Below are 23,383 nucleotides of genomic sequence, written 5' to 3' on the forward strand. Positions count from 1 at the left end.
AAGTCTGGTTGCCTGAGAGGACGCCGCGGGGCGGTCAGATGGTTGGCGGGGCGGTGCCGCGGAAGGCGCAGCGCCGGGAAGGATCAGAACTCGGCGGCGTGCTCCGCGGCCCACTGCGCGAACGAGCGCGCCGGCGTCCCCGTCAGCCGCTCCACCGTGCCGGTCACCGGCTCGGGCGAGTCGACGAGCGAGGCCCAATGGCGCAGGATCGCCTCCGCCCAGCCCGGGTCGGCCCAGCCCAGCTGCGCCCGCGCCTCCTCCGGCGTGGCCGCCTCGACCCGTGCCGGGCGCCCGGCGGCCGCGGCCAGGATGCGGACCTGCTCGGCCTGGGTGAGGGCGGCGGGGCCGGTCAGCGTGTAGGCGGCGCCAGCGTGTCCGGGCTCGGTCAGCACGCGCGCGGCGACCTCGGCGATGTCACGCTCATGGATGAGCGAGCGCGCCGCCTCCGGATAGGCGACCCGCACCACCCGCCCAGCCCGGATGTTCCCCGCCCATTGTCGCGTATTGGCGGCAAACCCGCTCGCCCGCAGGAACGTCCACGCGACGCCGGTGCGCCGGATCGCGTCCTCGACCTCGCCCCAGACGCCGCTTTCGGCCGGCGGGCGGTCGTCACGGACGGTGAGCGCCGAGACGTACGCGACCCGCCGCGCCTCGCCGGCCATCGCGGCGGCGACCGCCTCGATCCCGTCCGCCGTCGGGAGCGGCCAGATCAGCAGGGCCGCGTCGACCCCGGCGAGCGCCCGGCCCAGGGCGTCGGGGTCGCGCACGTCGCCGCGGACCGGCTCGATGCCGGCGGGCAGACGGGCCGGGTCGCGGGCCATCCCGCGCACGGCGACGCCCCGCTCGTGCAGCAGGGCCACCGCGTGCCGGCCGATGTTGCCGGTCGCGCCGACGACCAGCGCCCGGTCGATGTCCGTCATGCCGGCCATGCTGCGACCTCAACAGCGCTTGAGGTCAAGCCGCGCCTTCGCGGGGCTACGCCGGGCGCAGGGCGGCCGCGCCGGGGAACTCGGCCCGGGCGCCGAGCTCCTCCTCGATGCGGATCAGCCGGTTGTACTTCGCCGTGCGGTCGGAGCGGGAAACCGAGCCGGTCTTGATCTGCCCGCAGCCCGTGGCCACCGCCAGGTCGGCGATCGTGGTGTCCTCGGTCTCGCCGGAGCGGTGCGACATCACGACCCGGTAGCCGGCCCGCCGGGCGGTGTCCACAGTGGACAGCGTCTCGGTCAGCGTGCCGACCTGGTTGACCTTCACCAGGATCGAGTTGGCGTAGCCGCCCGCGATGCCGGCGGCGAGCCGGGCCGCGTCGGTGCAGAAGACGTCGTCGCCGACGAGCTGCGTGCCGGCGCCCTCGCGGGCGGTCAGCGCGCGCCAGCCGTCGATGTCGTCCTGCGCCATGGGGTCCTCGACGGAGGCGATCGGGTACCGCCGCAGCAGCCCCGAGAGGTGGTCGAGGTGCTCGGCGGTCGACCGGGCGACGCCTTCGCCGGCGTAGTCGTACGCGCCGCCCTGCTGGCCGGCACGGTAGAACTCCGACGCCGCCGGGTCCAGGCAGATCGCGACGTCACCGCCGGGCTCGTAACCGCTCGCCGCGATCGCCTCGGTCACGAACCGCAGCGCCTCGTCGGCGGTGGTGAACGCGGGCGCGAAGCCGCCCTCGTCGCCGACGTTGGTGTTGTGCCCGGCCGCGGCCAGCGCGCGGCGCAGCGTGTGGAAGATCTCCGAGCCCATGCGTACCGCCTCGAAGAACGTCGCCGCGCCGACCGGCGCGACCATGAACTCCTGGAAGTCCAGCGTGGGCGCCGCCGTTCACGATGTTGATCATCGGCACCGGCAGCCGGGCGGCGCCGTCGCCGCCGAGGTAGCGGTAGAGCGGCCGGCGGTTCGCGGCCGCGGCGGCCTTGGCCGTGGCCAGGGACACCCCGAGGATCGCGTTCGCGCCGAGGCGGCTCTTGTCCGGCGTACCGTCGGCGGCAATGAGGGCGGCGTCGACCTGCGCCTGCTCCTCGGCGTGCAGCCCGCGGACCGCGTCGGCGAGCGGCCCGGCGGCGTTGGCGACCGCGGTCGCGACCCCCTTGCCGTGGAAGCGCCGCGGGTCGCCGTCGCGCAGCTCCACTGCCTCGGCGGCGCCGGTCGACGCGCCGGAGGGCACCGCGGCCCGGCCGGTCGAGCCGTCGCTCAGGCGGACGTCGACCTCGACGGTCGGATTGCCGCGGCTGTCGAGGATCTGGCGGGCGACGACCTCTTCGATGACTGTCATGAGCCAGATCCTGGCAGCTCAGGACCGCTTCGGCGACGCGATGACGCTCACCTTGACCCGCACCCTGGGGTGCGGGTTTAGGGTCTGAGGAATGCGCGTGGGGGAGCTGGCGCGGCGCTCGGGGACCACCATACGGGCGCTGCGGTACTACGAGTCGGTGGGCCTGGTCGTGCCGCGCCGCCTCGGCAACGGCTACCGTGAGTACGACCCGATCGCCGTGCGGCTGGTCGTGCAGATCCGCGAACTGACCGCGCTCGGGCTCAGCGTGGAGGAGACCCGGCCGTTCGTGGAGAGCCTCGCCGCCGGCGCCGACGAGTCGGACGTGTGCGCGGCGGCCCTGGCCACCTACCGCAGCGCCATCGGCGGCCTGCAGGAGCGCATCGGCCATCTGACCGCGCAGCGCGATGCCCTGGAGGCGCGCCTCGCATTGGTCAACGTCACGAAAAGTCCGGACATCTCGGCGGGCGGCGTCGATCCCGCGGACCTGGTCGGCCGCGCCATGCCCGACGCCGAGATCTTCGCGACGGACGGCAAGCCCGTAAATTTCCGGAATTTCGGGCAAGGCCGGACCGTGCTGTTCGTGTACCCGCTGACCGGCCGCCCCGGCGTCGACCTGCCCGACGGCCTGCTCGAGATCCCCGGCGCGCGCGGCGGCACCGAGCAGGCCCGCTGGTTCCGCGACCACCACGGCGAGCTGCTCGGCGCTGGTGCCGCGCGCGTCTACGGCCTGTCCGCGCAGTCCGCCGGCTACCAGCGGGAGCTCGCGCACCGCCTCAGGCTGCCGTACCCCCTGATCCCGGACCCCCGGCTCACCCTGGCCGCCGCGCTCGGACTGCCCACGTTCACCGCCGGCGGCATGACCCTCTACCGCCGCCTCACCCTGGTCGTCGCGGGCGGCCGCGTCGAGCACGTCTTCCACCCGATCCCGGCCCCGTCCACACACGCCAACGAGGTGCTGCGCTGGCTCAACCGCTCACGGGCTGGGCGGCAGCCGTCCGAGTTGCCGAATCGGGGGTGACCCCGTTCGTACACCCGGCATGACGACTCCACCCTGCTCGACGACCTGCCGCCGGTCGAATCGCCGGCCCCGGCCCCGCACGTCGGCCGGCCCTACACCGGCGGCGGGTCGGTGCTGGCGCTGACCCCTGCGCCTGCGCCGGCAGGTCGTGAGCCGAGCCCGGTCAGCAGGTGACCGACGGCGAATGACAGCGCCACGCCGCCCAGGCTGACGACCAGGCCCTTGACCTCGGCGGGTGCCGGCACCGGCCGCACGGCCAGCGCCAGTACGACCAGCACGTGCGCCTGGACCAGGAACGCCGCGAACGCGTCGCGCGTCGCCGCGGGGGAGCGGGGCGGGCGGGTCAGCCGGCGCTGGGCCGTGCCGAGCAGCCAGACGGCGAGGTGGACCGACAGCAGCCCCTCGGCCGCCGCGGTGGCCAGGGCCGCCGGATTCCACCCGCCGAGGAACTCTTCGGGTGAGGCGCCGGACTCGGCCACGATGAGCGCGAACGCCGCGATCGCCAGGGTGCCGGCGATCGCGACGATGCCGCAGGCGCGGCGCAGGCGGTCGGGCACCGGGTCGAGCCAGCCGTGCCGGACCGCGAGCAGGCCGAGGATGAACAGGGCGAGGTACTGCGCCCACTGGCACAGGTGCAGGCCCAGCCATCCGTCGGTGTTCAGCGGGAACCAGCCCCGCATCAGGAACGAGGTCGCGGCGACGGCGGCCGACACCGCGAACAGCCGCGGCAGGGTGAGCCGGGTGGCCGCCGGTAACGCGCGCGGCGGCCGGACCGGCCGGACGGCCCGCAGCGCCGCGTAGCCCAGCGAGTACACCAGCAGCACCTCGGCGAACCACAGCTGGACGGGGTCGGGTCTGGCGAAGGCCGACCACAGCGAGCCGGTGGGCGTGCCGGCGAGCCGGTCCAGCAGGTACGCCGTCGGCGGCCACAGCAGGAACGTGAACACGGCGAGGGGCAGACCGAGGCGGACCAGCCGGTCGCGGGCGAACCGCGCCGGCCCCTTGCGGTCGACCGACCCGGGCGTGAGCAGGCCGGCGATGAGGAAGAACATGCCCATCGCGAAGAGCGCGAACGGCCCGAGCAGCGCCTCCAGCACGGCGGCGGAGGCCGGCCGCAGGGTCGCCTCCCGTACGTCGGTATAGACCCACGCACCCTGGAAATTCGAGTACCCGGCCCATGCGTGGCCGAAAATGACACCGCCGACAAACAGGATCTTCAGGCGGTCCAGGTACGCCAGGCGGCCGGCGGTCGTCTCGGTCGCGCTCGCGGCACACGTCGATGCCATTCCACAAATGTGCACCGGAGTGGGGTATGCCCGCCAGATCGCGCTTCGGGGCGCATAGGTCCCTGCCCGGTGGCGTGCGTCCACAATCCGAACGAATCCGAACGAATCCGAACGAATCGGAACTACGTCTCAAAGGTGACAGGGGCGTGTGCGATCCGCGCCTGGTTCCAGGTGTTTCGGCCACGACGACGGCCGGTTGCGGCTAGCGTGAGTCACCGACGCGCTGCCCCGCGACCGGGGTGTCGTGGGCCCGCGTCGAGTCGTCGCCCCGGCACAGTGTGCCGCGTCAAATATGTAGTGTCGCTACCTACATGAGGGGCAGCATCGATCCATGACGAGATCTGTCGCGGGACTCATCGCGGGGCGGTGGGTGAAGTACGGCTTCGTGGTCTTCTGGCTGGCCGTCGTCGCCCTCGCACTGCCGGTGTCGCAGAAGCTCTCCGATGCCGAGAAGAACGACACCAAGTCGTGGCTGCCGGGCGGCGCCGAGTCGGTGCAGGTCCTCGACATCCAGGCGAGCTTCACCTCGCCCAACACCATCCCGGCCGTGGTCGTCTACGAGCGCGCCGCCGGCCTCACCGACCCGGACAAGGCCAAGCTCGCGGCGGACGCCCGGGCGTTCGGCGCCATGCCCGAGCTCGACGGCAAGGTCTTCGACGCGCAGCTGACGAACGACGGTCAGGCCGCCCAGATCGTCGTGCCGCTCAACCTCGGCGGCAACGGCTGGCACAAGGCCGGTGACATCGCCGAGCGGCTGCGCGCCACTGCCGAGGCCGGCGCGAACGGCATGACCGTGCACATCACCGGCCCGCTGGGCAACGCCGCCGACTCGAGCAAGGCATTCGCCGGCATCGACACCAACCTGCTGGCCAGCACCGTCGTCGTGGTCGTGGTGATCCTGCTGGTGACGTACCGCAGCCCGCTGCTGTGGCTGCTGCCGGTCATCTCCTCCGGCGTCGCGCTCGTCGTCGCGCAGGGCGTGATCTACCTGCTGGCCAGGCACGCCGGGCTGATCGTCAACGCGCAGAGCGCCGGCATCCTGACGGTGCTCGTCTTCGGCGCCGGCACCGACTACGCGTTGCTCCTTATCGCACGGTACCGCGAGGAACTGCGCCGCCACAGCGACCGCCACGAGGCGATGACCGAGGCCCTGCACCGGGCCGGGCCGGCGATCGTGGCCAGCGCCGGGACGGTCGTGCTCGGCATGCTGTGCCTGCTGTTCGCCGAGACCAACTCGACGAAGGGCCTCGGCCCGGTCGCCGCGATCGGCATCGCCGTCGGCCTGGCCGTGATGCTCACCCTCCTGCCGGTGCTGCTGACCATCTGCGGCCGCTGGATCTTCTGGCCGCTGCGCCCGCGCCTGGGCTCGCCGGAGCCGACGACGACCGGCCTGTGGGCCCGCATCGGCGCCCGCATCGGCCGCCGCCCGCGCGCGGTCTGGATCGTCACCGCCGCCGTCCTCGCGCTCGCCACGATCGGCATCGTCCAGCTCGGCGCGACCGGGCTGACGACCAAGGAGTCGTTCCGCGGCACCCAGGACTCGGTCGTCGGCGAGGATGTCCTCGCCCGGCACGGTGCGGCCGCGGCCGGCACCCCGGTCGTCGTCATCGGCGCCGCGGCGAAGTCCGGCGAGATCCGCGCCGCCGTCGCCGGGACGAGCGGCCTGAACCCGGCGACGGTCACCGCGTTCCCGGCGCGGAACGGCCACGCGTACATCAACGCCTACCTCGTCGACGAGCCCGACAGCGCCGCGGCGTACGCGACCGTCGACCGCCTCCGCGACCGCGTCCACGCCATCCCCGGCGCCGACGCGAAGGTCGGCGGTACGACCGCGATCAACCTGGACGTGCGGCGCGCCGCGAAGTACGACCGCGACCTCATCATCCCGGTCGTCCTCGCCGTCGTCCTGCTCATCCTGATACTGCTGCTGCGCTCGATCGTGGCCCCGCTCGTGCTCATCGCGACGGTCGTACTGTCCTTCGGCGCCGCGATGGGCATCAGCGCCCTGGTGTTCCGCCACGTCTTTGGCTTCGCCGGCGCGGACACCAGCTTCCCGCTGTTCGTCTTCGTGTTCCTGGTCGCGCTCGGCATCGACTACAACATCTTCCTGATGACCCGCGTCCGCGAGGAGTCCCCGCGCCACGGCACGCGTCGCGCCGCCCTGGTCGGCCTGGCCGCGACGGGCGGCGTCATCACCAGCGCCGGCCTGGTTTTGGCCGGCACGTTCGCGGTCCTGGCCACGCTCCCGCTCACCGCGTTCGCCGAGATCGGCTTCGCGGTCGCGTTCGGCGTCCTGCTCGACACGATCATCGTCCGCTCGGTCCTGGTGACCGCCCTCAACCTCGACGCCGGCCGCCACATGTGGTGGCCGAGCGCCCTGTCGAAGGTCACCGACGAACCCGCGGACACGAGGGAGCTCGAACCGACCGTCGCCGCTTCATAAGAACTCGGGCCGTGTCGCCCGTACGATGCGGCACCATGTCGGGGTGAACTGGTTCAGACGAAACCGCTGGCGCGGGCGGCCGGCGACCGCGGACCCGCAGCCACGGCTGGCTGCTGTCGAGGTCGCCGCGGACGGGGCGGCGAGTCGGGGTCGGCAGGCCGTGGACGCTCTGGTGGACGTGCTGGCGGACGTCGATGCCGTCGGCGACGAAGATTGTGCCCGGGCGGCGCTGCGCGTACTCGGCGACCGGCCGACACTGGTCGTCCGGCTGGATGAGCACGCTCGGCGGGTGTTGTGGAACTCGTCGTACCACTCGCCGGCCCTCAACCGGCTCGCGTCCCGTCTCGACGGGACACCGGCCGGCCCGATCGCGGTCGCGTTGGCCAGCACCCACACCGACGGGCGCGTACGCGAGCGCGCCATCGCGGCGATGCTCGACCGGCCGTCACCGGAGTTGATGCCCTTCCTGGCCCTGCGTACCGGCGACTGGGTGGCGCAGGTACGGGACCGGGCGCGTGGCGGCCTGGCCGTGCTGTTCGCCGACGATCCCGGCACCTATCTGCCCGCCGCGCTGCCCACCGTACTGCTGCTGGAGCCCCGGCTTCGCGGCGGTTTCGCCTACACGCAGGCGTTCGCCGCGTTGATCACCGCACCGGTGACGGTTCGCGAGGCGTTGGCCGGTGCTGCTGAGCGGCGCCAGCGTCGGTTCGTGTTCGACGTGGCGCGCACGCAGGGCTGGCTGGGTCTGGATGACCTGCTCGCGGCGGCGGAGTCGGACGACGTGTGGATCCGGGTCCGGGCCGCCGAGGCGGCCTGCCGCGAGGCGGTATGGACCCGCCGGTTGCCGGTGCTTGAGCGGCTCGCCCGCAGCCGGCGCGCCGACGTGCGGGCGCTCGCGCTCACCGGGCTGGTACGCGTCGGCGAAGACACCACGGTCGTCGGCCATCTCGCCGATGACGCGCCACTGGTGCGCGCGGTGGCCCGGGACGCCGCCCGCCGCTGCGGCGCCGACGTACTCGGGTACTACCGCACCGCGGTCACCGAACCGGCACCGCCGGCTGGCGCCATCGCCGGGCTGGCCGAGACCGGCACCGCCGCGGACGCCGCACTGCTGCGCCCCTTGCTGACCCACGACTCCGGGACGATCCGCGCCCAGGCGGTACGGGCGCTAGGCCAGCTGAACGCCGCCGATATCGACGCGACGATCCCGCTGCTGCGTGACCCGTCCCCGGCGGTGGTACGCGAGGCGACCGCGGCACTGCGGCCCTTTCCCCGCCGGGTGGCGGCCGGCCTGGCCTGGCAACTGCTGGCCGAGGCGCGCGCCGAGCTGCGCCGGGCCGGCTACCGCCTCCTGCGTGACCGGCCCACTGCCCTCCATCTGCGCGCCGCCCTCATCCTCACCGTCGACCCGGATGCCGGGTTGGCCCGGCGCGGACTGGCGGACGTCACCCGCCTCGCCCGCGAGGCAGCCCAACCGTCATGGCGCAGCGTCCCACGCCCAGAGCTGCTCGTCACCGCAGCCGAGCACGCCGAACTCACCGAACTGGCCCATCAAGCAGCCCCAGCGCTCGGGAACGACACCACCGGGCTCCTCACAGCCTGGCTGACCGATTCGGGCGCCTGATCTAGTCGGCGCAAGCCTCGATCATCCGGGTCAGGCAAGCCACGACCTGGTTGCCCGTCGCCGAGTTCTCCGTCCACGCCTGGAGCAGCGTGTCCACGACAGCCGGTGCCTCAGGCTCGCCGCCGACCTCCCAGAGCGCGGCGGCGCAATGGACGCGGACCCACTCGTACTTGTCCGTCAGCAGATGGCGCAGGCGCGGCAGCGCGGCCGCGGCCGAAGGGCCGATCTGGCCGAGCACGTCGGCCGCCGCCTGAGCCGCGTAGCCGTTGAGCAGATCGAGCAGCAGCGGCATCACCTCCTCCCGATCGCCGCTGACGGCCCACAGCGCGGCGACGGCCGTGGGCCGTACCCAAAATTTCTCGACGGTGCTCAGCGATCGGATCGCATCGAGGGCGGGCGCCGCTGCGGGGCCGAGCGCCCCGAGCGCCTCCAAAGCGGAGCACACCGGACTCCAGCGTTCGTGCCGCGCCGCCGCGGCGAGCGCCTCGGTGATCGCCGTCAACGCGGTGGGGTCACCGAGCTTCGCCAGGGCGTGCAGGTTCGCGTTCGCGCTCGTCTCCTGCCACTGGTCGGCCAGGTCGACACGGCGCAGGTGGTCGCACAACCGCGGCACCAACTGCTCGGCGGCCTGGGGCAGCGCCCCGGCGACCTGGATGGCCAGCAAGGCGTCGACCCCGCTGTCGAGCGCCACCAGCAGGCTGGGCAGGGCCCGCGTATCGCCGAGGCGGGCGAGCGCCAGGACCGCCTTCTGATGTGCCCGCCGCAGTTGCGGCCGCGGTGCCGCCCACACCTGCGATCCGTGCTCCGCGAGCTGCATGGCGACCTGCGCGGCCAATGCCTCCCGGGCCGGGTTCGGCGATCGCGTGACCGGTGCCGAGGACGGTCGCCGCCTCGGCCGCGACCTCGAGGTTGGTCGCGCCGAGTTGTTCGCCGACGAGCAAGACCAGCGTGCTGTGGTCACCGCGCCAGCGGCTCATGAGCTCGCCGCTCATCCGGATCGCGTCCAGCCGGTCGATCGGTCACCGGAACTACGTCGGTGATTCGGATCTTCAGGGCGGATGGAGCGCTCCGTGGCGGTGAACTGCTCAGCCGTGATTGCCGGACGAGGAGGCTTCCCGCGTTTGTCTTGCTACCGTGGGCGGTCTCGATCCAGGGTGGGGTTGTTGACGATGACCAAAGTTCTCAGGCTGATCGGGTACTGGGATGGTCGGGCGGCGCCGGAAGGGATGCCCGATGTCTGCGACTTCGTAAGGGCCGACGCCGACATCACGATGCAGCGGTCCGTTGCCGCGTATCTTCGATCCGGCACGGTCTTCGCCGCTGCAGCCGGCGTATCCGTCTGCCGGTTGTGTGGTGCCGCAAACGGCAGTACCGAGAAGACTGATGGCGAGCATTTCGTGTGGCCCGAGGGCTTGGCGCACTACGTCGAAGAGCACGGCGTCCGCCTACCGGATGAGGTTGCCGCTGTTGCTGTCCGCGGCGTCGCTCCTGTCGTCGATTTGGAGTGGTTCACGCCTGCCCTGTTGGAAACCGGTGAGCTGACGATCGATGTGGATTGGTGGTGCGGCCTGGCCGGTGTGGGCTCCGCCGGCCCCACCGTTGAGCATCTGCCCGGCTGCCGACGCAGAAGCTCGATGGCACGCTGGCATCTGCCGGCCGCAGCCGATATCTATGTCGACCGGATACCGTCGGACGCCGTGGCGATCCTGGTCCAGATCCGACGACTGCTCGGTGCGCCATGGCCGTTCTCCGGCCTTCGTGACCTGCTCGGCTCCCAGCCATTCCTTGCCGCTGCGGGCAACCCGTCCAGGCTCTCTTGCACACTGATCTCGTCGCCCGAGCTAAGGCCGTATCTCTTCTACGACTCGGAGGGTGGACTCAATCCGGTGTGGTCCGATGCTTGAGCATCGTGATCCAGCCCGTCAGATTGATGATCTCCTTGGCGATATCATCGACGGGTCGGTCGTCGGTGGCTACCCGGTGTACCCATGGCGGAACGGCCTTTTCGAGTTCCCGCGCGGCGATGTCGCTTCGTTCGATGTGTTGCTCCAGCGCGGTGCCGATCTCACGTCGGATCAGCCGCTGCCGAGCTGTGGCGTCGCTAGAAGTCAGCAAGACGGCCGTGACCTTGGGATCGTCGCCCATCGCCCGAGTAAGGCTGTCTATGAACCTTACGCTCACAGTGTTCGTATAGATCAACCTGCGGTAGCCCAAAGAACGGTAGTTGGCCCACATCGCGGCCAGGTTCCGTTCGCCCAGTCCATGCTCCCACGGCGGTGGATAGGCCAAGTCGAGGTTGTCACCCTCGATCACGCAATGCCGAAAACCTGCTGCTGACAACTGGATGTGTATCTCATTGCCGACGCTGCTCTTGCCGACGCCCGACCGGCCTCCAAGAAACAGAACTTCACTCAGCGGAGTCACCGCAGTACCGTAGCGGACCTCGCCGCGACGGGGGTCGGACAGCGGCCGTTCGCCCGCCTTTCACCCGCGACCTATGAATACGCCGGCTCATAGCGGCAGGCGGAGCAGGGCGTTCTGACGCTTGCCACGGAAGGTGGCCAGTGCGCGCTGGCCCGCGGCGGCGCCGAGGAATGCCCACGGGTACTCGGTGGCGTAGCCACGCAAAAGCTTGAAGTGTGCGTTGGCGCGGCCGGGTTCGCGGCTCAGTGCGAACCAGGCGGCCGCATAATTGTGGGCCAGGAACTCGTCCGGGGTCGAGCAGGGCCGGGTGGGCAGCTGCTCGGCCGCCCGATGGCCCTCAGCGCGGACCTCCGCGTTGCGGACGAAGCCTCGCCCCTCCCTGAGGAAGCGCTGGTACTGGGCGACGAAGAACAGCGCGGGCAGCGTCGAGCCGGCCGGGGCCGAGGTCAACCACTTGCGGATGTGGTCGACGGCCAGCTCCACCGAACCGCCCCACATCGGGCCGAGTGCGATGACCGCATCCCTGCGCGGCCGCCCGGCAGTAGCCCTCGGCCTGCCCGAGGGTGGCGATGAAGTCACGCAGCCGCTGCTCCTGCGTTTCGCGGGCCAGGGCGCCGTCGCGGATCTCCCACGCCCGGCCCACCTCGACACCGCCGCGCACTGCGAGGGCCGTCGGGTTGGCCGGCTCGGCGCGCACCCACTCGTCGAGGCCAGCGGGTACCGAGGCGCCGTTTCGCGCCGTCAACGTGTCGACCGCGATCCGTATCCGGTCGAGCCTGTCGTGCGCGCTGGTCAGTCCGGCCGTCAACGCCGTCCCAAGCGCCCGTATGTCACCGCGAGTGGCGGCGTCACGCACCGCCGCCAGTTCCGGTCGGCCAAAGGCGATGTCGAGACGAGCCATGGGGGTGCTCTCCAACCTGACGCCGGACGCTGTGAACGACCTATGATCACCCACCATCCCCCGGCTGTCACCACCACCCCGGTGAGCGCGCCACAAAGCCGCTGGAGTCTGATCAGCTGCCCACTCGGCGCGCTCGCCGGCCCCTGGCTACGGGCCTCAATGAAGGAAACGACCAGGACCGGCGATGAGGTCGGCGACGACGTGCACCAGCACCGCGACGCCCAAGAGCACACCTACGTCGGTCGCGAACCAGGGCTTCGATCCAGCTTGCCGTGACGTTCCGTAGTGCACTGATCGCGGGAAATCGGGACTCCTGATCTTGGGGTGACGTGAAGATCCGAGCCTGGCTCATGCTTGCTGATCCCTTTTGAACTCCACCACAAAACCGGCGAAACGTAGATCGCCGCGATCATCGACCCACTTGACCGTCTCCTCGACATCGCTGAGCTGTCCGGAGCCCGGTACCGGACCCGGATCGAAACGGCAGTGAAGCTCTCTGATCCGCGTGACGGTACCGCTCGTCGGCACGGTGATACCGCCATGGTGATCTTCTGCGGCGTCCACGCGGACCGCCGTCGGCGCTAGGACGTCGGCCAACCATGCGAGGTCACGGTCATAGGTGAGCCTCCACGAGACGCCGGCGTCGATGCGAAATGGTTCGCCGCAGCACTGAAGCTGCCAGCTGTCCACCCATATGCTGATCGTCACGATGATCCAGTGTGCCGGGCGGTACGGGACGACGGAGCCGGCTTACGGAAGGTGACAGAGGCGCCGTCGGCGATATGACCGTGCACCCGATCTTGGGCCTGTTCTGACATGGAGGTCGTTGCGCTGATGGGAGGCCAGTAGCGTGGCATGAGTGGAGTCACGCCCTCGAGCGCTACCAGTGTCGGACCTTGAGGCGATCTTCGGCGTGCTGGTCACGGTGCATGCCCATCTCATGGCCGACGAACTCGCGCCGGACCTGGTGCGTAGTCTGCTCGACCGGCTCACCGATCATGGACCGCTGCCTGAGGGCGCTTCGGCCGGTGAACTGAATGCCCTGTTGGCTGACCTGTGCCAGCGTATGCATTGGGCGATGTCGGAGGAGTACGGCGACTATCCGGCGCCGAAGCCTCGTCGAACCGTCTACTACGTCGACGTCCCGGACGAGCCAGAAGTCGTCGACGCATGCATGGCAGCACTGACAGATCTCGGCGGTGAGGTCAGCCTCCAACGGATCGAGGACCGGAGCAGTTCGGGCGGTCAGCAGATCGCGGCGGCATTCCCAGATCTGCCGCCTGACCCCAGCCACCATGCCCGTATCGCTCAGCTGTCATCGCTTGCGCGCCGCTACGGAGGCCGGTACGCAGGCTTCGGCGGCTGACGTGCGCTGCACCGGCCGCCAGCGGGACTGTGAGTCGCGCGTATCTTGACGATGCGACGCGGTATCGGACAAGGTCCAGCGATACGCGGGCGTCTTGGGTCGGTCGTCGGCGAAGATCAGAGGTAACAAATGTCCGCTTATGGTCCAGCCCTGTTCGTGTCGAGGAAGGATGGCGCGGCCGTATCGGAGGACGAGCGGGAGACGATTCTTCAGCTTGTTCGATCTGCCGTTGGCAGGTTGAGACTGAAGAATGATCGACGTGAGCCGGCCGACCCGCGCGTCTACGACTACGACGGATACGAAAAGGGCGCGTTGGGGATACTTCTGTACTCCGGATACAGCTACGGGCTCATGCCTGAAGAGGTCCAGAAGGACCAGGACGAGGCTTGGGCCAACGAGGGCGCCCGGGTAGGCGCGGAGATCGAACAGCTGATACCTGGGGTCTATGCGTTCGTGGGCTACGGGGTCGAAGACTGACACCCGGTCATTGCGCACGGGCGCTACCCTCAGCGGAACAGGAACGCGTGACTTGGAGCGGGGCATGACGTGGTTCCCGGTTCGATCCTTGGCGCCCTTGGCGGAGAAGTACGACCTCGGCGCGGTGGTCAGCGTGCACAGGCTGGAACGGCGCAACATTCGGATGCTGTGCCGGCTCGCGTGGAGCCTGTTCGCCGCGGTCCCGGCCGGCGTGGTCCCGGCGTACTTCGCCGCCGTCGCCTACAACTACGCCACGGGCGAGATGGTCGGCATCCTGGCCCTCGTCGCCGGACTGTACGGCGCAGGGCTCGTGGCCGCCGGCCCGGTCGGTGCGCTGCTGTTCCCGGCAGACGGTGAAGGTCGCTGGATCGTGCGGTACGAGCGCGGCATCATCGACGCCCGGAAGCCGACCTGGGAGGAGTCCGACGCCGATTGGGACGTGGACGTGGTCGGCACGGTGGTCCGGTTCGAGCAGATCGTCGAGGTGGACGACGGCGGCGACGTGGTCACGTTCGAAGCTTCCACCCCGTCGTCCGTCTTGCTTCCCGCCGGTTCGCTCCCCTCAGGCACCGCCGAGCCACTCGACGCCGACGTCGACGAGTCCGCCTGGACCGTGTCCGGCCCCGGGCGGGCGCGTATCGCCGCCGACCGCGGCGGCGTGCGAACGACGCTCCTCCTGGACGGCTTCCACCGGCAGGACCGTCTGGTCGCCGACCTGCGGCTGCGGTTGCTGCAGCTGCAGGCCGACTGACCATTGGGGCCCGGTCGAAGGAAAAACCTGACCGACGTCCACAGAGCGACGGCCTCGTCGAGCACCGCGACCGGTGGGGCACCCGCCCGACCGCCGACGGCAAAGCCGTCTGAACGGGTGCTCCCTTCCAGGGCTTACTTCGGCGTGGTCGGAGAGTCCAGCCAGGTGTTGATGAGGGACGTGAAGTCCTTGCCGGTGTGCTGGTTCACGAACGCGATGAACGAGGCCCGGTCCTGGGTCGTGCCGCGGTTCTTCTGCGCCCAGTCGGTCGCCATCGCGAAGAACGCGGCGTCACCGATCTGCTTGTGGATCTGGTGCAGCATGAGGGCCGGGCACATGTAGACGTTGCTCTCCGCGAAGCTGTCCGCCTTGGGCTTGCCGGGCGGGCCGAGCCGCTGGCGCAACCGGGCGTCGACGCCGCGGGCCCAGTCCTCCCACTGCTTGGCCGTGACCTTGTCGCGCTCGTTGGTGTACAGGTGCTGCGCGTAGCTGGCCCAGCCCTCGTTGAGCCAAAGGTCGTTCCAGTTCGTCGGGGTGACCGCGTCGCCGAACCACTGGTGGGCGTACTCGTGGAGCAGGTCGGCGTCGAAGCCCCTCTTGAAGTTGGCGTCGGTGTCGTAGTCGGGCAGGCCCATGGTGATCATCTGCTGGGTCTCCATGCCAGAGGCCGACGGCACCATGAGGACGCCCGCGCTGTCGAACGGATACGGGCCGAAGTGCTTCTCCAGCCACTCCAGATACTGCGGCGACTTGCGCAGGTACGGCAGGGCCTTGTCGTCGGGGCCTTGGCGGTACCAATAGGTGAGCGGGATCCCGTGCGGACCGGTCGCCGCCTCCTTCTTGTACTGCCCGACGGCCAGGGTCGTCAGGTAACTCGCCACCGGCTCCGTCGAGGTGTACTTGAACGTGTTGCCGTCCTGGCTCTTCAGCGTGCCGTTCGCGATCGCCGACCAGCCGTCCGGCACGGTCACCGCGATGTCGTACAGGGCCTTGTCCGACGGCTGGTCGTTCACCGGATACCAGGTGCCCGCGCCGTACGGCTCCTGCATCGTCCACAGGCCGCCGTCCTTGGTGACGGTCAGCCCGAGCGGCTCGGCGTCGCTGCGGTGCGACGGCATCGGCACCGTCGTCGGCGTGCCGTGGTACTTGACGACGAGTGTCGCGAACGCGTCCTTGGCAACCGTTCCGGCGACCGTGAGCTTCGTGTCCGCGACGGTACCGGTGGCGACCACCCCGTTCAGCGTGATCCCGTCGAGCGCGTATGCCTTCGAGAAGTCGAGCTTCACCTCGGTGAGATCGGCCGCGGCGCGCAGCTGGAGCGTCGCCGTGCCGGTCAGCGTCTTCGCCTCCGGCTGCCAGGCGAGGTCGAGCCCGTAGTGCAGCACGTCGACACCGGGGTTGCCGTAGTTGGGGTACATCGGATCGGCGACCGGCGTGGAGCGGCCCGCCGCCCACACGCTGTAGTCGGGGCCGGCCGGGCTGGGGGAGACGCTTGGCGCCGCGCTGTCGGCGGCCTCCGGCTTCGGGTTGCTATCGGTGCAGGCGGCCGTCAGCAGGGCCGCGCAGAGAACGACTGGGAACCATGATCGACGCACGGCGCAGACCATACGGTACCGCGACCCGCCGCGATGCCCGGCGACAACGAACCCGGTCGATTCCGATCGATGCGGCCGAGGCGCTGCGCCTCCACTGCCAGAGCGTGCAGCAGCCTGCACGCTCCGGCAGCCCGCTCGACATCAGGCGTCGGAGTTCAAGCCGGCGAGCAGCACGAGCAGCGCCACCAGAGCGAACGGGATGCACAGCCCGATGATGGTCATTGGACGGGCCAGCAGGCGTTTGCCGGGATCCATCGGCGTGCGGCTGTTGCCATCCGGCAGTGGCTGCGGCGCGGGCAGGCTGGCGACCTTGTCCCGCCGAAACAGGTTGATCAGCACCGTGATCGGCGCCGCGATGAGCGAGCCGTAGCTGTACCAGCCCTGGACCAGGGTCTTCGACGTCATGTCGCGGAAGGCGGCCATGCCGCAGTCGCGGCAGAACGGTCCCTTGACGCTCAGGAACCGCATCATCACGATGATGCCCTGGTGGCCGCGGAATGTGGTCTGCACCGCCGGTACGCAGCCGCAGAATCGGCACCGCAGCAGTTGGGGTGCGGCCGGCGGCGGCGTCAGGATCTGATGCGGTTGTGGGGCGGTTGGCTGGGTCATGACGCCTCATCCGGGGGAGGGGGGCAGCGGGGCCGGCCGAGCATATTTGATCTGACCCTCGCTGTGGGGGCGCGGCGGAGCAGTCGCGGCCCAGTGCCACGGCCCGAAAGCGCCCTTGCCGCCAGGGCTCGGGCACCCCGTCAACCACTTATCGAGAATATTCTCTCGACAGATTTCTATCGAGAGAATATTCTCGACACTGTGCCTGACGACTCCGTACCGCGCAGCCAACGCACCCTTGCCGATGCGCGCACCCTGCGCGCACTGAGCCACCCGGTCCGCTTGGCACTGTTGGAAGCCCTGCTCAGCGGACCGCTCACCGCCACGCAGGCCGGCGAGCTGATCGGCGAGTCCCCGACCACATGTTCGTTCCACCTGCGTCAGCTGGCCCGCTACAACTTCGTCGAGGAGACCGGCGGCGGGCGGGGCAGGGCCCGGCCCTGGCGGCTCACCCACACTGGCTGGAAGGCGCCCGCCCAGCCGGACGATCCGGAGTTCACCCGTGCCGCGCAGGCGCTGGATCGGGTGCTCCTCGACCGGCACATGGCCCGGATGCGCCGCTTCGTCGACGCCGCGCCCACCTACCCCGCCGAGTGGCAGGCGGCCGCCGCCGGGCACACCTCGATCCTGCACCTGACCGCGGCGGAGGCCGCCGAAATGGCAGACGCCTACCGCACGATCGCAAACCAGTTCTGGGACCGTTGGGCTGCCCGCAACGACCACCCCGAGCAGCGACCGGACGGCACTGTGCCCGTGGAGGTGTTCATCGGCGTCTACCCGGTCGACGCCCCACCCGGACAACCGCGATGAGCGCCCGCAGGCTCTGGACGCACCGGCAGGCCCGCCGCTACCTGACCGGACAGGCCCTGTCCCTGTTCGGCGACAGCGCCCTCTGGCTCGCCTGCGGGATCTGGGTCAGAACACTGACCGGCAGCGACACCGCCGCCGCACTGACCTTCCTGTTCTTCACCGCCCCCGCGCTGCTGGCGCCATTGGCCGGCTTGCTCGTCGACCGGGTTCGCCGCCGTCCGCTCCTGGTCGCCGCGAATCTGTCCGGGGCTGCCATTCTTACCCCGTTGTTGCTGGTGCACCACCGCCGCGACGTATGGCTCATCTACACCGTGATGCTGCTCTACGGCCTGCTCAACGTCCTCATCGCGCCCGCCCAGTCCGCCCTGCTCACCTCGCTGCTCCCCCCGGACCTGCTCGCCGACGCCAACGCCACACTGCGTACCGTCCAAGAGGGACTGCGGGTGCTCGCCCCGCTCGCCGGTGCCGGCCTGTTCGCATTCCTCGGCGGACATGCCGTGGCCGCGCTGGACATGGCCAGCTTCCTCGCCGCGGCCGCCCTCACCGCACGCATCCGGATCAGCGAGACACACACGGTCGACGCCGCAGCCCGGCACGAGCGCCCAACCCGCCCACTACGCCGCGCCACCGGCCAGATCACTGCCGGCTTCCGATTTCTCACCGGCCTCCCGGCGCTGCGCCGCGTGACCTTCGCCGGCGCCATCGCCGCCTTCGCCCTCGGTGCCGGCGACGCCACCAGCTATGCCGTCGTCAGCCAGGGTCTGCACCGTGCGCCGCAGTTCATCGGCGTCACCCAGATAACGCACGGCATCGGCGCCATCGTGGGCGGCCTGTCCGCGGCCGCGGCGATCCGGCGCTTCGGCGAGATCCGCACCGTTGTCGCCGGCCTGGCGCTGCTCGCCGGCGCCCCACTGTGCCTGGCCACCCCGTGGCTGCCCGTGGTCCTGGCCGGAAAGCTCATCATGGGCGCCGCCCTACCCTGGATCGTCATCGCCATCATCACGCTCCTGCAGCGGCTGGCAGCCACACACCTCCAAGGACGCGTCTACGCCGCGCTCGAGGTCTGCACCACCGGCCCACAAACCGCCGGCCTCGCCCTCGGTGCCGTCCTCATCGCCGTCTTCGACTACCGGCTCGTCCTCGTCGGCGAAACCCTCAGCCTCTTGATCGCCGCCGCAACCCTGGTCCACACGCGCGTCCCAACTGAACTACCCGGGGCGGCGATGACCGCGTGCGCGGCGACCAGCACCCATCGAGAACCGGGCCGTGGTCCGGGCTACACAGGCGCACCCGGCGGGCGACGCGGAAAACCAGCATGAAGGGGGGCCAGGAGGTCGTCGTCGACCGGGCCTGGCCCCGCTTCACTGACCTGACGTGCGGAACTCCGCACGCCAGCCGTCAGGGACAGGACTTGATCAGTGCGTCCGTCGTCTCCCGGCTTGCCTTCAGCACCGTGTCGACGTGGTCGTAGCCGTCGCCGGCGTTGTACTGCTTGAGCGCGGCGACGAGGCTCGCGAGCGAGGCGCGCAGCTCCGAGCCTTGCGCCTGACCGGCGACGGGTTCGAGTGCGGCGGCGCACGCCGAGGCGCCGGCCGCGGTCTCCTCCGCGGCGGTGTCGGCGCAGCCGGCGCCGAGAACCAGCACCGCCGCCGCGATGACCGCGGCCGTGATGTGCCGATACATTTCCATGTGTCTTCCTGTCTGGGGTGGGTGAGTGTCATGCCTGTCCCGGAACCGACCCCGCCCGCCGACAGCCCGCTCCGCACTCCATCGCCAGGACCAGCCGCCTGAAAGAACTGTGCGAGAAAGGACGTACCCGTTGGCAACATCCAGCGTCGACGAGCCGGTCAGCACTACCAGGAACGAGCGCAAGATCCCGCGGCAAGGCCAACCAGGCGACGCCGAGTCGATCCTGCCGGAGCTGCGCGAGATGTGGTGGGAAAGCGGCGTGCGGGCCCGGGCCAAGGCCGGCATGCTCGCCGTGTTCGCCGAATTGCCACGGCTCCTTGCCGCGGCCGTGCGGCTGAGCTGGCGAGCGGATCGGACGCGCACCGTGCTCGTCACGGTGGCCACTATCGGCGGCGGTGCCCTCGCCTCGTTTGGGCTGCTCGCCACCCGGGAGGTCCTGGTCGAGCTGTTCGCCGGCGGGCCGACACCGCAGCGGGTCACCGCGGCGCTGCCCGCGCTCACGGCGCTCGCCGCGATCACCGGGCTGCGGGCCGGGCTGGGCATCGCCAGTGGCTACGCGCAGAACGGCCTCACCCCGCGGGTGGACCGGGAGGTGGAGCGCTCGCTGTTCGAGGTCACCACCGCTGTTCGGCTCGACGCGTTCGACGCGGACGCGTTCGCCGACGACATGGAGCGCGCGTCCCGCGGTACGGACTCGGCCGTCGGACTCGTGCAGGGCGCGATGAACCTGCTCGCGGGGCTCGCCGGCCTGCTCGCCGTCGCCGCGGCCGTCGTGATCATCCACCCGCTGCTCCTGCTGGCGTTGCTGGTGGCGACCCTGCCGAACGCGTGGGCGTCGCTGCGCGCCGGCCACCAGCGCTACCAGACGTTCATCGCCGGGTCGGTGCGCCGCCGCCGGCTGTGGCTGCTGCATCGGCTCATGGCCGAACGCGACTCCGCGGCCGAGCTGCGCTCCTACGGGCTGCGCCGGTTCCTGCTCGACCAGTACGACCGGGTCATGGGTGCCGAGACCGACATCCAGCTGGCGCTGGCGCGCCGGGTCACCACGACCACGAGCGTCGGCTCCGTTATCGGCGGCCTGGCCACCGTCGGCGTCTACGCCATGCTCGGCATCCTGCTGCTGCGTGGCCAGATCCCGATCGCCGCCGCGGCGACGTGCGTCATCGCGGTACAGACCGCGCAGCGCTCGCTGACGACCGTGACCTTGCAGATCGACCGGATCTACACCGACGGACAACACTTCAGTGATTACACGGGCTTCATGGCCCGAGCCGCCGACTACCTGCCCGCGGCCGCCGACGCGGCGGCTCGGGACATGCCCGGACCGCTACAGCGAATCGACGTGCGCGGCGTCAGCCTCGCCTACCCCGAACGCGCCACCCCCGCGGTCGACAACGTCACGCTCACCGTCCATGCGGGGCAGACCGTCGCGTTCGTCGGTGAGAACGGCTCCGGCAAGACCACCCTCGCCTCGATGATCGCCGGGCTCCGCAGCCCCGACATGGGCGTCATCGCCTGGAACGGCCGTCCCGTCAACGAATGGGACCCCGAGGCGCTGCATACCCGGATCGCGGTGGTGACGCAGGAGTACCACAAGTGGCCGTTCACCGCCGCCACGAACATCGCCATCGGTGACAGCGCCGCCGAACCTGACCGGGCCCGTATCGAGGCCGCCGCCGCACGGGCCGCCGCCCACGACATGATCATCGAGCTGCCGCACGGCTACGAGACGCTGCTGGACCGCCAGTTCGCCAACGGTCAGGACCTCTCCGGCGGGCAGTGGCAGCGCATCACCGCAGCCCGCGGCTTCCTGCGCACCGCCGACCTGCTCATCATGGACGAACCCTCCTCGGCCCTCGATCCGCGTGCCGAGGACACCCTGTTCCAGGCCATCCGCGACCGCCAAGGCCGCACCACCACGCTGCTGATCACCCACCGGCTGGCCAATGTCCGCCACGCCGACCACATCTACGTGCTGCACCACGGCCGGATCGTCGAAGACGGCACCCACGACACGCTCATGGCCGCCGGCGGCCGCTACGCCGAATTGTTCCGACTCCAAGCCTCCGGATACCTCGCCACCTGAATCCAGCCGCCGAGCGCATGCTGCTGGCCAACCACGTCGCGATCGCCACGCACCGCACCGACGACGGCGCCATCGTCAATCTCAAACTCCCGCACCACCTGGTGCACGGTGACGGTGACAACCGTCTTCAGCGAACGATCGCGGCCACCGTCATGATGAGTGTGGCGACCGCGCAGGCGGCGCACACCAGGCCGGTGAACCAAGCGGACCAAGCAGTGTCGCCAACACGGTCCCGATAGGGGACTTGTGCCTTTCGTTCTCGCGCCGACGGCGTCGCTCTTCCGCTCGGCCGTGCGGACGCCCCCATATCAGTAGGGCGGCCAGTCCACCGAACAGTACCGTCGCCAGCAGCGGCACGATGATGCGCGTCACAGACGGACATTACGACGTCGGGTCAACCACTCGTTTTGTCGACGCGGATGAGGAGTTGGCCGAACGGGGCCGTGCGGCGGGTCTGTTGATGTTGGACGACCCAGCTCTGATCAACTCTGGTTAGGATGCGTTGCGCCCGTTCCGACGCCGCGCGGATGCCGCGCCGGGGTCGGCCGGTGAAGGACGCCAACCGATCAGGAGGGTCGACAGTGGACAGTGCCGCGCGCACCCGGCGGGGTGCGAGCCCGCGTGCCGATGCGAAGCCGTCCCGGCTGGCGTGGGCCAGTGCCGCGGTCGCCGGCTGGGGGCTCTGCTACGCGCTGTACCGGGGCTACTACGCGGTTGGCGGCACTGCGTTCCTGCCCGGCCGGCCTGCGAACCCAAGCGCCTTCAGAATGCTCAACATGGCGGCGACGATCATTCTGCTCATCGCTGCGGTGCTGCCGATCGCGATGCTGCCGCTGTGGCCACGGCGCCGGGTGGGACCCGTCCTGCTCGCCGTGTGCTGGGTGATCGCCGTCGGCTGCGGCATGCACGGAATCATCGATGCCGTACAACGGGTGCTCAGCCTGGCCGGACTGCTCGACGTTCGCTACCCCGAGGCGGTGTGGGCCTCGATCGACACCCGCACCGCCGACCTGCAGGACCTGTTCTTCAACGAGCCCTGGTTCATGCTGGAAGGACTCGGCTTCGCCGCTCTCGCCTGGATCACGCTGGGGCCGGGGCGAGCGCGGCGAGCCTGGGTCGGCAGCGCCCTGGCGGCAACCGGCGCGCTGACAGTCATCGGCCTGCTCTCCGCCACCGGAGTCATCGGCAGACTGATCATCGGCTGACCCATGGGCCGAAGTCGACGAGCGGTTGACTCAGGACAGCGAAGCTCGCACGTGGCCATCCGCCCCGAGCGGATGGCATGAACGCCGCGTTCTGTATTCGAGTAACGGATGTGGCGCAAATGCGATGATCGCCACCGTGGTCGACGACGACAGTGCCGCTGCCGGCATCCGCAAAGAGGGCCGAGCCGTGACCAGGTTCATGATCGACCGCCGGCTGGCGCGCAGGCGTCCGGTTCCCGAACTGGAGCGAGGCCTCGTCCAGGACCTGGAAGACGCCGGAATTGTGATCAGCGACGTCTGGGACCTGGTAAACACCACCGAGCGGTACCCCGCCGCGATACCGATCCTGATGGCGTGGCTGAACCGGGTCGACGAACTGCCGTCCGACGACGCCCGAGAGCGGCTGCGCGAAGGGCTGATCCGTTCGCTGAGTACCCGTGACGCCCGTCCGGTGGCGGGACCCCTCATGGTGCGGCAGTTCCGGACTGTCTCCCTCGACCCCGTGCGCTGGGCGGTCGGCAACGCGATCGCCATCGTCGCCGACAGCACGGTGTTCGCCGACGTCGTCGACCTTGTCCGTGAGCCGTCCTACGGCACTGCCCGCCAGATGCCGGTCGATGCGCTGCCGCGCATCGGCGGTCGCGCGAACCGGAGCACCGTAATCGAAATCCTCGTCGACCTACTCTCCGACGATGACGTCGTGCTGCACGCGATTTCAGCGGTTCGCAGGATTCGGGCCGCCAATGCCCGCCCGGCGTTGGAGCGCCTACTGGACCACGAACGAGACACCATCCGTCGTCGCGCCCAGCAGGCGCTCGGCCGTCTGCCGTGAAATGACCGAC

At 70.4% G+C, this 23,383-nt stretch carries 23 protein-coding genes and 1 pseudogene; 14 read left to right on the forward strand and 10 right to left on the reverse strand.

The window, feature by feature from the left end; translation table 11 throughout:
* Nucleotides 1–83: 83 nt before the first annotated feature.
* Together ACGFI8_RS17745 and eno are read right to left on the reverse strand one after the other, a co-directional pair.
* On the reverse strand, nt 84–920 hold the full coding sequence (locus tag ACGFI8_RS17745) for an NAD(P)H-binding protein (RefSeq protein ID WP_392805967.1): 837 nt from the start codon (nt 918–920) through the stop codon (nt 84–86).
* A gap of 55 nt (nt 921–975) precedes the next feature.
* Nucleotides 976–2,257, reverse strand: a pseudogene (gene eno, locus ACGFI8_RS17750) (phosphopyruvate hydratase).
* Between the two features lie 91 nt (nt 2,258–2,348).
* On the opposite strand from eno, the gene ACGFI8_RS17755 reads away from it, so the two are divergent.
* Nucleotides 2,349–3,275: a MerR family transcriptional regulator gene (locus ACGFI8_RS17755; protein ID WP_392805969.1), complete on the forward strand. Its 927-nt coding sequence runs from the start codon at nt 2,349–2,351 to the stop codon at nt 3,273–3,275.
* 92 nt (nt 3,276–3,367) lie between these two features.
* Here the strand turns inward: ACGFI8_RS17755 and ACGFI8_RS17760 are convergent, their stop codons facing one another.
* Entirely contained in the window at nt 3,368–4,561 is a 1,194-nt protein-coding gene (locus ACGFI8_RS17760) for an acyltransferase family protein (RefSeq protein WP_392805971.1), read from the reverse strand.
* 331 nt (nt 4,562–4,892) lie between these two features.
* Here ACGFI8_RS17760 and ACGFI8_RS17765 point away from each other — a divergent pair, with 331 nt between their 5' ends.
* Nucleotides 4,893–7,004, forward strand: coding sequence for an MMPL family transporter (locus tag ACGFI8_RS17765; RefSeq protein ID WP_392805974.1), 2,112 nt, complete (start codon nt 4,893–4,895; stop codon nt 7,002–7,004).
* 160 nt (nt 7,005–7,164) lie between these two features.
* The gene (locus ACGFI8_RS17770) at nt 7,165–8,628 is read left to right on the forward strand and encodes a HEAT repeat domain-containing protein (RefSeq protein ID WP_392805975.1); all 1,464 of its coding nucleotides are present in this window, start codon (nt 7,165–7,167) and stop codon (nt 8,626–8,628) included.
* Between the two features lies 1 nt (nt 8,629).
* On the opposite strand, the gene ACGFI8_RS17775 is transcribed toward ACGFI8_RS17770, so the two are convergent.
* Nucleotides 8,630–9,445 carry a HEAT repeat domain-containing protein gene (locus tag ACGFI8_RS17775; protein ID WP_392805978.1) on the reverse strand — a complete coding sequence of 272 codons (816 nt, stop codon included), beginning with the start codon at nt 9,443–9,445 and terminating at the stop codon, nt 8,630–8,632.
* A gap of 352 nt (nt 9,446–9,797) precedes the next feature.
* Here ACGFI8_RS17775 and ACGFI8_RS17780 point away from each other — a divergent pair, with 352 nt between their 5' ends.
* Nucleotides 9,798–10,532, forward strand: coding sequence for a hypothetical protein (locus ACGFI8_RS17780; RefSeq protein ID WP_392805981.1), 735 nt, complete (start codon nt 9,798–9,800; stop codon nt 10,530–10,532).
* Here the strand turns inward: ACGFI8_RS17780 and ACGFI8_RS17785 are convergent.
* Entirely contained in the window at nt 10,507–11,052 is a 546-nt protein-coding gene (locus tag ACGFI8_RS17785; protein ID WP_392805983.1) for a hypothetical protein, read from the reverse strand. The two genes, ACGFI8_RS17780 and ACGFI8_RS17785, sit on opposite strands and share 26 nt — an antisense overlap.
* A gap of 87 nt (nt 11,053–11,139) precedes the next feature.
* The gene (locus ACGFI8_RS17790; RefSeq protein ID WP_392805985.1) at nt 11,140–11,550 is read right to left on the reverse strand and encodes a hypothetical protein; all 411 of its coding nucleotides are present in this window, start codon (nt 11,548–11,550) and stop codon (nt 11,140–11,142) included.
* A gap of 13 nt (nt 11,551–11,563) precedes the next feature.
* Between ACGFI8_RS17790 and ACGFI8_RS17795 the strand changes: the two genes are divergently transcribed.
* A complete protein-coding gene (locus ACGFI8_RS17795; protein WP_392805988.1) occupies nt 11,564–12,229 on the forward strand; it encodes a hypothetical protein in 666 nt (221 codons plus the stop codon).
* Nucleotides 12,230–12,301: 72 nt separating this feature from the next.
* On the opposite strand, the gene ACGFI8_RS17800 is transcribed toward ACGFI8_RS17795, so the two are convergent.
* A complete protein-coding gene (locus tag ACGFI8_RS17800; protein ID WP_392805990.1) occupies nt 12,302–12,661 on the reverse strand; it encodes a DUF6578 domain-containing protein in 360 nt (119 codons plus the stop codon).
* A 178-nt stretch (nt 12,662–12,839) separates the two neighbouring features.
* Between ACGFI8_RS17800 and ACGFI8_RS17805 the strand changes: the two genes are divergently transcribed.
* The 3 genes from ACGFI8_RS17805 (at nt 12,840) to ACGFI8_RS17815 (ending at nt 14,547) form a co-directional block, all read left to right on the forward strand.
* Nucleotides 12,840–13,319 (forward strand): hypothetical protein, encoded by a 480-nt coding sequence (locus ACGFI8_RS17805; RefSeq protein WP_392805993.1) that lies wholly within the window; start codon nt 12,840–12,842, stop codon nt 13,317–13,319.
* Between the two features lie 156 nt (nt 13,320–13,475).
* Nucleotides 13,476–13,796, forward strand: a complete 321-nt coding sequence (locus ACGFI8_RS17810) for a hypothetical protein (protein WP_392805996.1) — start codon at nt 13,476–13,478, stop codon at nt 13,794–13,796.
* Nucleotides 13,797–13,860: 64 nt separating this feature from the next.
* On the forward strand, nt 13,861–14,547 hold the full coding sequence (locus tag ACGFI8_RS17815; protein ID WP_392805999.1) for a hypothetical protein: 687 nt from the start codon (nt 13,861–13,863) through the stop codon (nt 14,545–14,547).
* A 134-nt stretch (nt 14,548–14,681) separates the two neighbouring features.
* On the opposite strand, the gene ACGFI8_RS17820 is transcribed toward ACGFI8_RS17815, so the two are convergent.
* Nucleotides 14,682–16,142: a M1 family metallopeptidase gene (locus ACGFI8_RS17820; RefSeq protein WP_392806001.1), complete on the reverse strand. Its 1,461-nt coding sequence runs from the start codon at nt 16,140–16,142 to the stop codon at nt 14,682–14,684.
* Between the two features lie 141 nt (nt 16,143–16,283).
* Complete coding sequence (locus ACGFI8_RS17825) at nt 16,284–16,751, reverse strand: hypothetical protein (RefSeq protein ID WP_392806004.1); 468 nt, start codon at nt 16,749–16,751, stop codon at nt 16,284–16,286.
* 201 nt (nt 16,752–16,952) lie between these two features.
* On the opposite strand from ACGFI8_RS17825, the gene ACGFI8_RS17830 reads away from it, so the two are divergent.
* Nucleotides 16,953–17,561 (forward strand): ArsR/SmtB family transcription factor, encoded by a 609-nt coding sequence (locus ACGFI8_RS17830; protein WP_392806006.1) that lies wholly within the window; start codon nt 16,953–16,955, stop codon nt 17,559–17,561.
* A complete protein-coding gene (locus tag ACGFI8_RS17835; protein ID WP_392806009.1) occupies nt 17,558–18,880 on the forward strand; it encodes an MFS transporter in 1,323 nt (440 codons plus the stop codon). Before ACGFI8_RS17830 ends, ACGFI8_RS17835 begins: the two co-directional genes overlap by 4 nt.
* A 79-nt stretch (nt 18,881–18,959) precedes the next feature.
* On the opposite strand, the gene ACGFI8_RS17840 is transcribed toward ACGFI8_RS17835, so the two are convergent.
* Complete coding sequence (locus ACGFI8_RS17840; RefSeq protein ID WP_392806010.1) at nt 18,960–19,250, reverse strand: hypothetical protein; 291 nt, start codon at nt 19,248–19,250, stop codon at nt 18,960–18,962.
* A 130-nt stretch (nt 19,251–19,380) separates the two neighbouring features.
* Here ACGFI8_RS17840 and ACGFI8_RS17845 point away from each other — a divergent pair, with 130 nt between their 5' ends.
* From ACGFI8_RS17845 to ACGFI8_RS17860, 4 genes are all read left to right on the forward strand, one after another.
* A complete protein-coding gene (locus tag ACGFI8_RS17845) occupies nt 19,381–21,336 on the forward strand; it encodes an ABC transporter ATP-binding protein (protein ID WP_392806012.1) in 1,956 nt (651 codons plus the stop codon).
* A 17-nt stretch (nt 21,337–21,353) separates the two neighbouring features.
* Entirely contained in the window at nt 21,354–21,575 is a 222-nt protein-coding gene (locus tag ACGFI8_RS17850) for a hypothetical protein (protein WP_392806015.1), read from the forward strand.
* A gap of 342 nt (nt 21,576–21,917) precedes the next feature.
* Entirely contained in the window at nt 21,918–22,541 is a 624-nt protein-coding gene (locus tag ACGFI8_RS17855) for a hypothetical protein (RefSeq protein ID WP_392806017.1), read from the forward strand.
* A gap of 124 nt (nt 22,542–22,665) precedes the next feature.
* Nucleotides 22,666–23,373, forward strand: coding sequence for a HEAT repeat domain-containing protein (locus tag ACGFI8_RS17860; protein WP_392806019.1), 708 nt, complete (start codon nt 22,666–22,668; stop codon nt 23,371–23,373).
* Nucleotides 23,374–23,383: the final 10 nt, after the last annotated feature.

Source organism: Dactylosporangium sp. NPDC048998 (assembly GCF_043197855.1).
Classification (GTDB): Bacteria; Actinomycetota; Actinomycetes; order Mycobacteriales; family Micromonosporaceae; genus Dactylosporangium.

Coding starts and splice junctions, on each gene's coding strand:
- ACGFI8_RS17835 (WP_392806009.1), top strand. CDS start 17,558: ATGAGCGCCCGCAGGCTCTGGACGCACCGGCAGGCCCGCCGCTACCTG.
- ACGFI8_RS17840 (WP_392806010.1), bottom strand. CDS start 19,250: ATGGAAATGTATCGGCACATCACGGCCGCGGTCATCGCGGCGGCGGTG.
- ACGFI8_RS17860 (WP_392806019.1), top strand. CDS start 22,666: ATGATCGCCACCGTGGTCGACGACGACAGTGCCGCTGCCGGCATCCGC.
- ACGFI8_RS17755 (WP_392805969.1), top strand. CDS start 2,349: ATGCGCGTGGGGGAGCTGGCGCGGCGCTCGGGGACCACCATACGGGCG.
- ACGFI8_RS17850 (WP_392806015.1), top strand. CDS start 21,354: ATGCTGCTGGCCAACCACGTCGCGATCGCCACGCACCGCACCGACGAC.
- ACGFI8_RS17775 (WP_392805978.1), bottom strand. CDS start 9,445: ATGCAGCTCGCGGAGCACGGATCGCAGGTGTGGGCGGCACCGCGGCCG.
- ACGFI8_RS17825 (WP_392806004.1), bottom strand. CDS start 16,751: ATGACCCAGCCAACCGCCCCACAACCGCATCAGATCCTGACGCCGCCG.
- ACGFI8_RS17745 (WP_392805967.1), bottom strand. CDS start 920: ATGACGGACATCGACCGGGCGCTGGTCGTCGGCGCGACCGGCAACATC.
- ACGFI8_RS17790 (WP_392805985.1), bottom strand. CDS start 11,550: ATGTGGGGCGGTTCGGTGGAGCTGGCCGTCGACCACATCCGCAAGTGG.
- ACGFI8_RS17760 (WP_392805971.1), bottom strand. CDS start 4,561: ATGGCATCGACGTGTGCCGCGAGCGCGACCGAGACGACCGCCGGCCGC.
- ACGFI8_RS17780 (WP_392805981.1), top strand. CDS start 9,798: ATGACCAAAGTTCTCAGGCTGATCGGGTACTGGGATGGTCGGGCGGCG.
- ACGFI8_RS17795 (WP_392805988.1), top strand. CDS start 11,564: ATGACCGCATCCCTGCGCGGCCGCCCGGCAGTAGCCCTCGGCCTGCCC.
- ACGFI8_RS17765 (WP_392805974.1), top strand. CDS start 4,893: ATGACGAGATCTGTCGCGGGACTCATCGCGGGGCGGTGGGTGAAGTAC.
- ACGFI8_RS17815 (WP_392805999.1), top strand. CDS start 13,861: ATGACGTGGTTCCCGGTTCGATCCTTGGCGCCCTTGGCGGAGAAGTAC.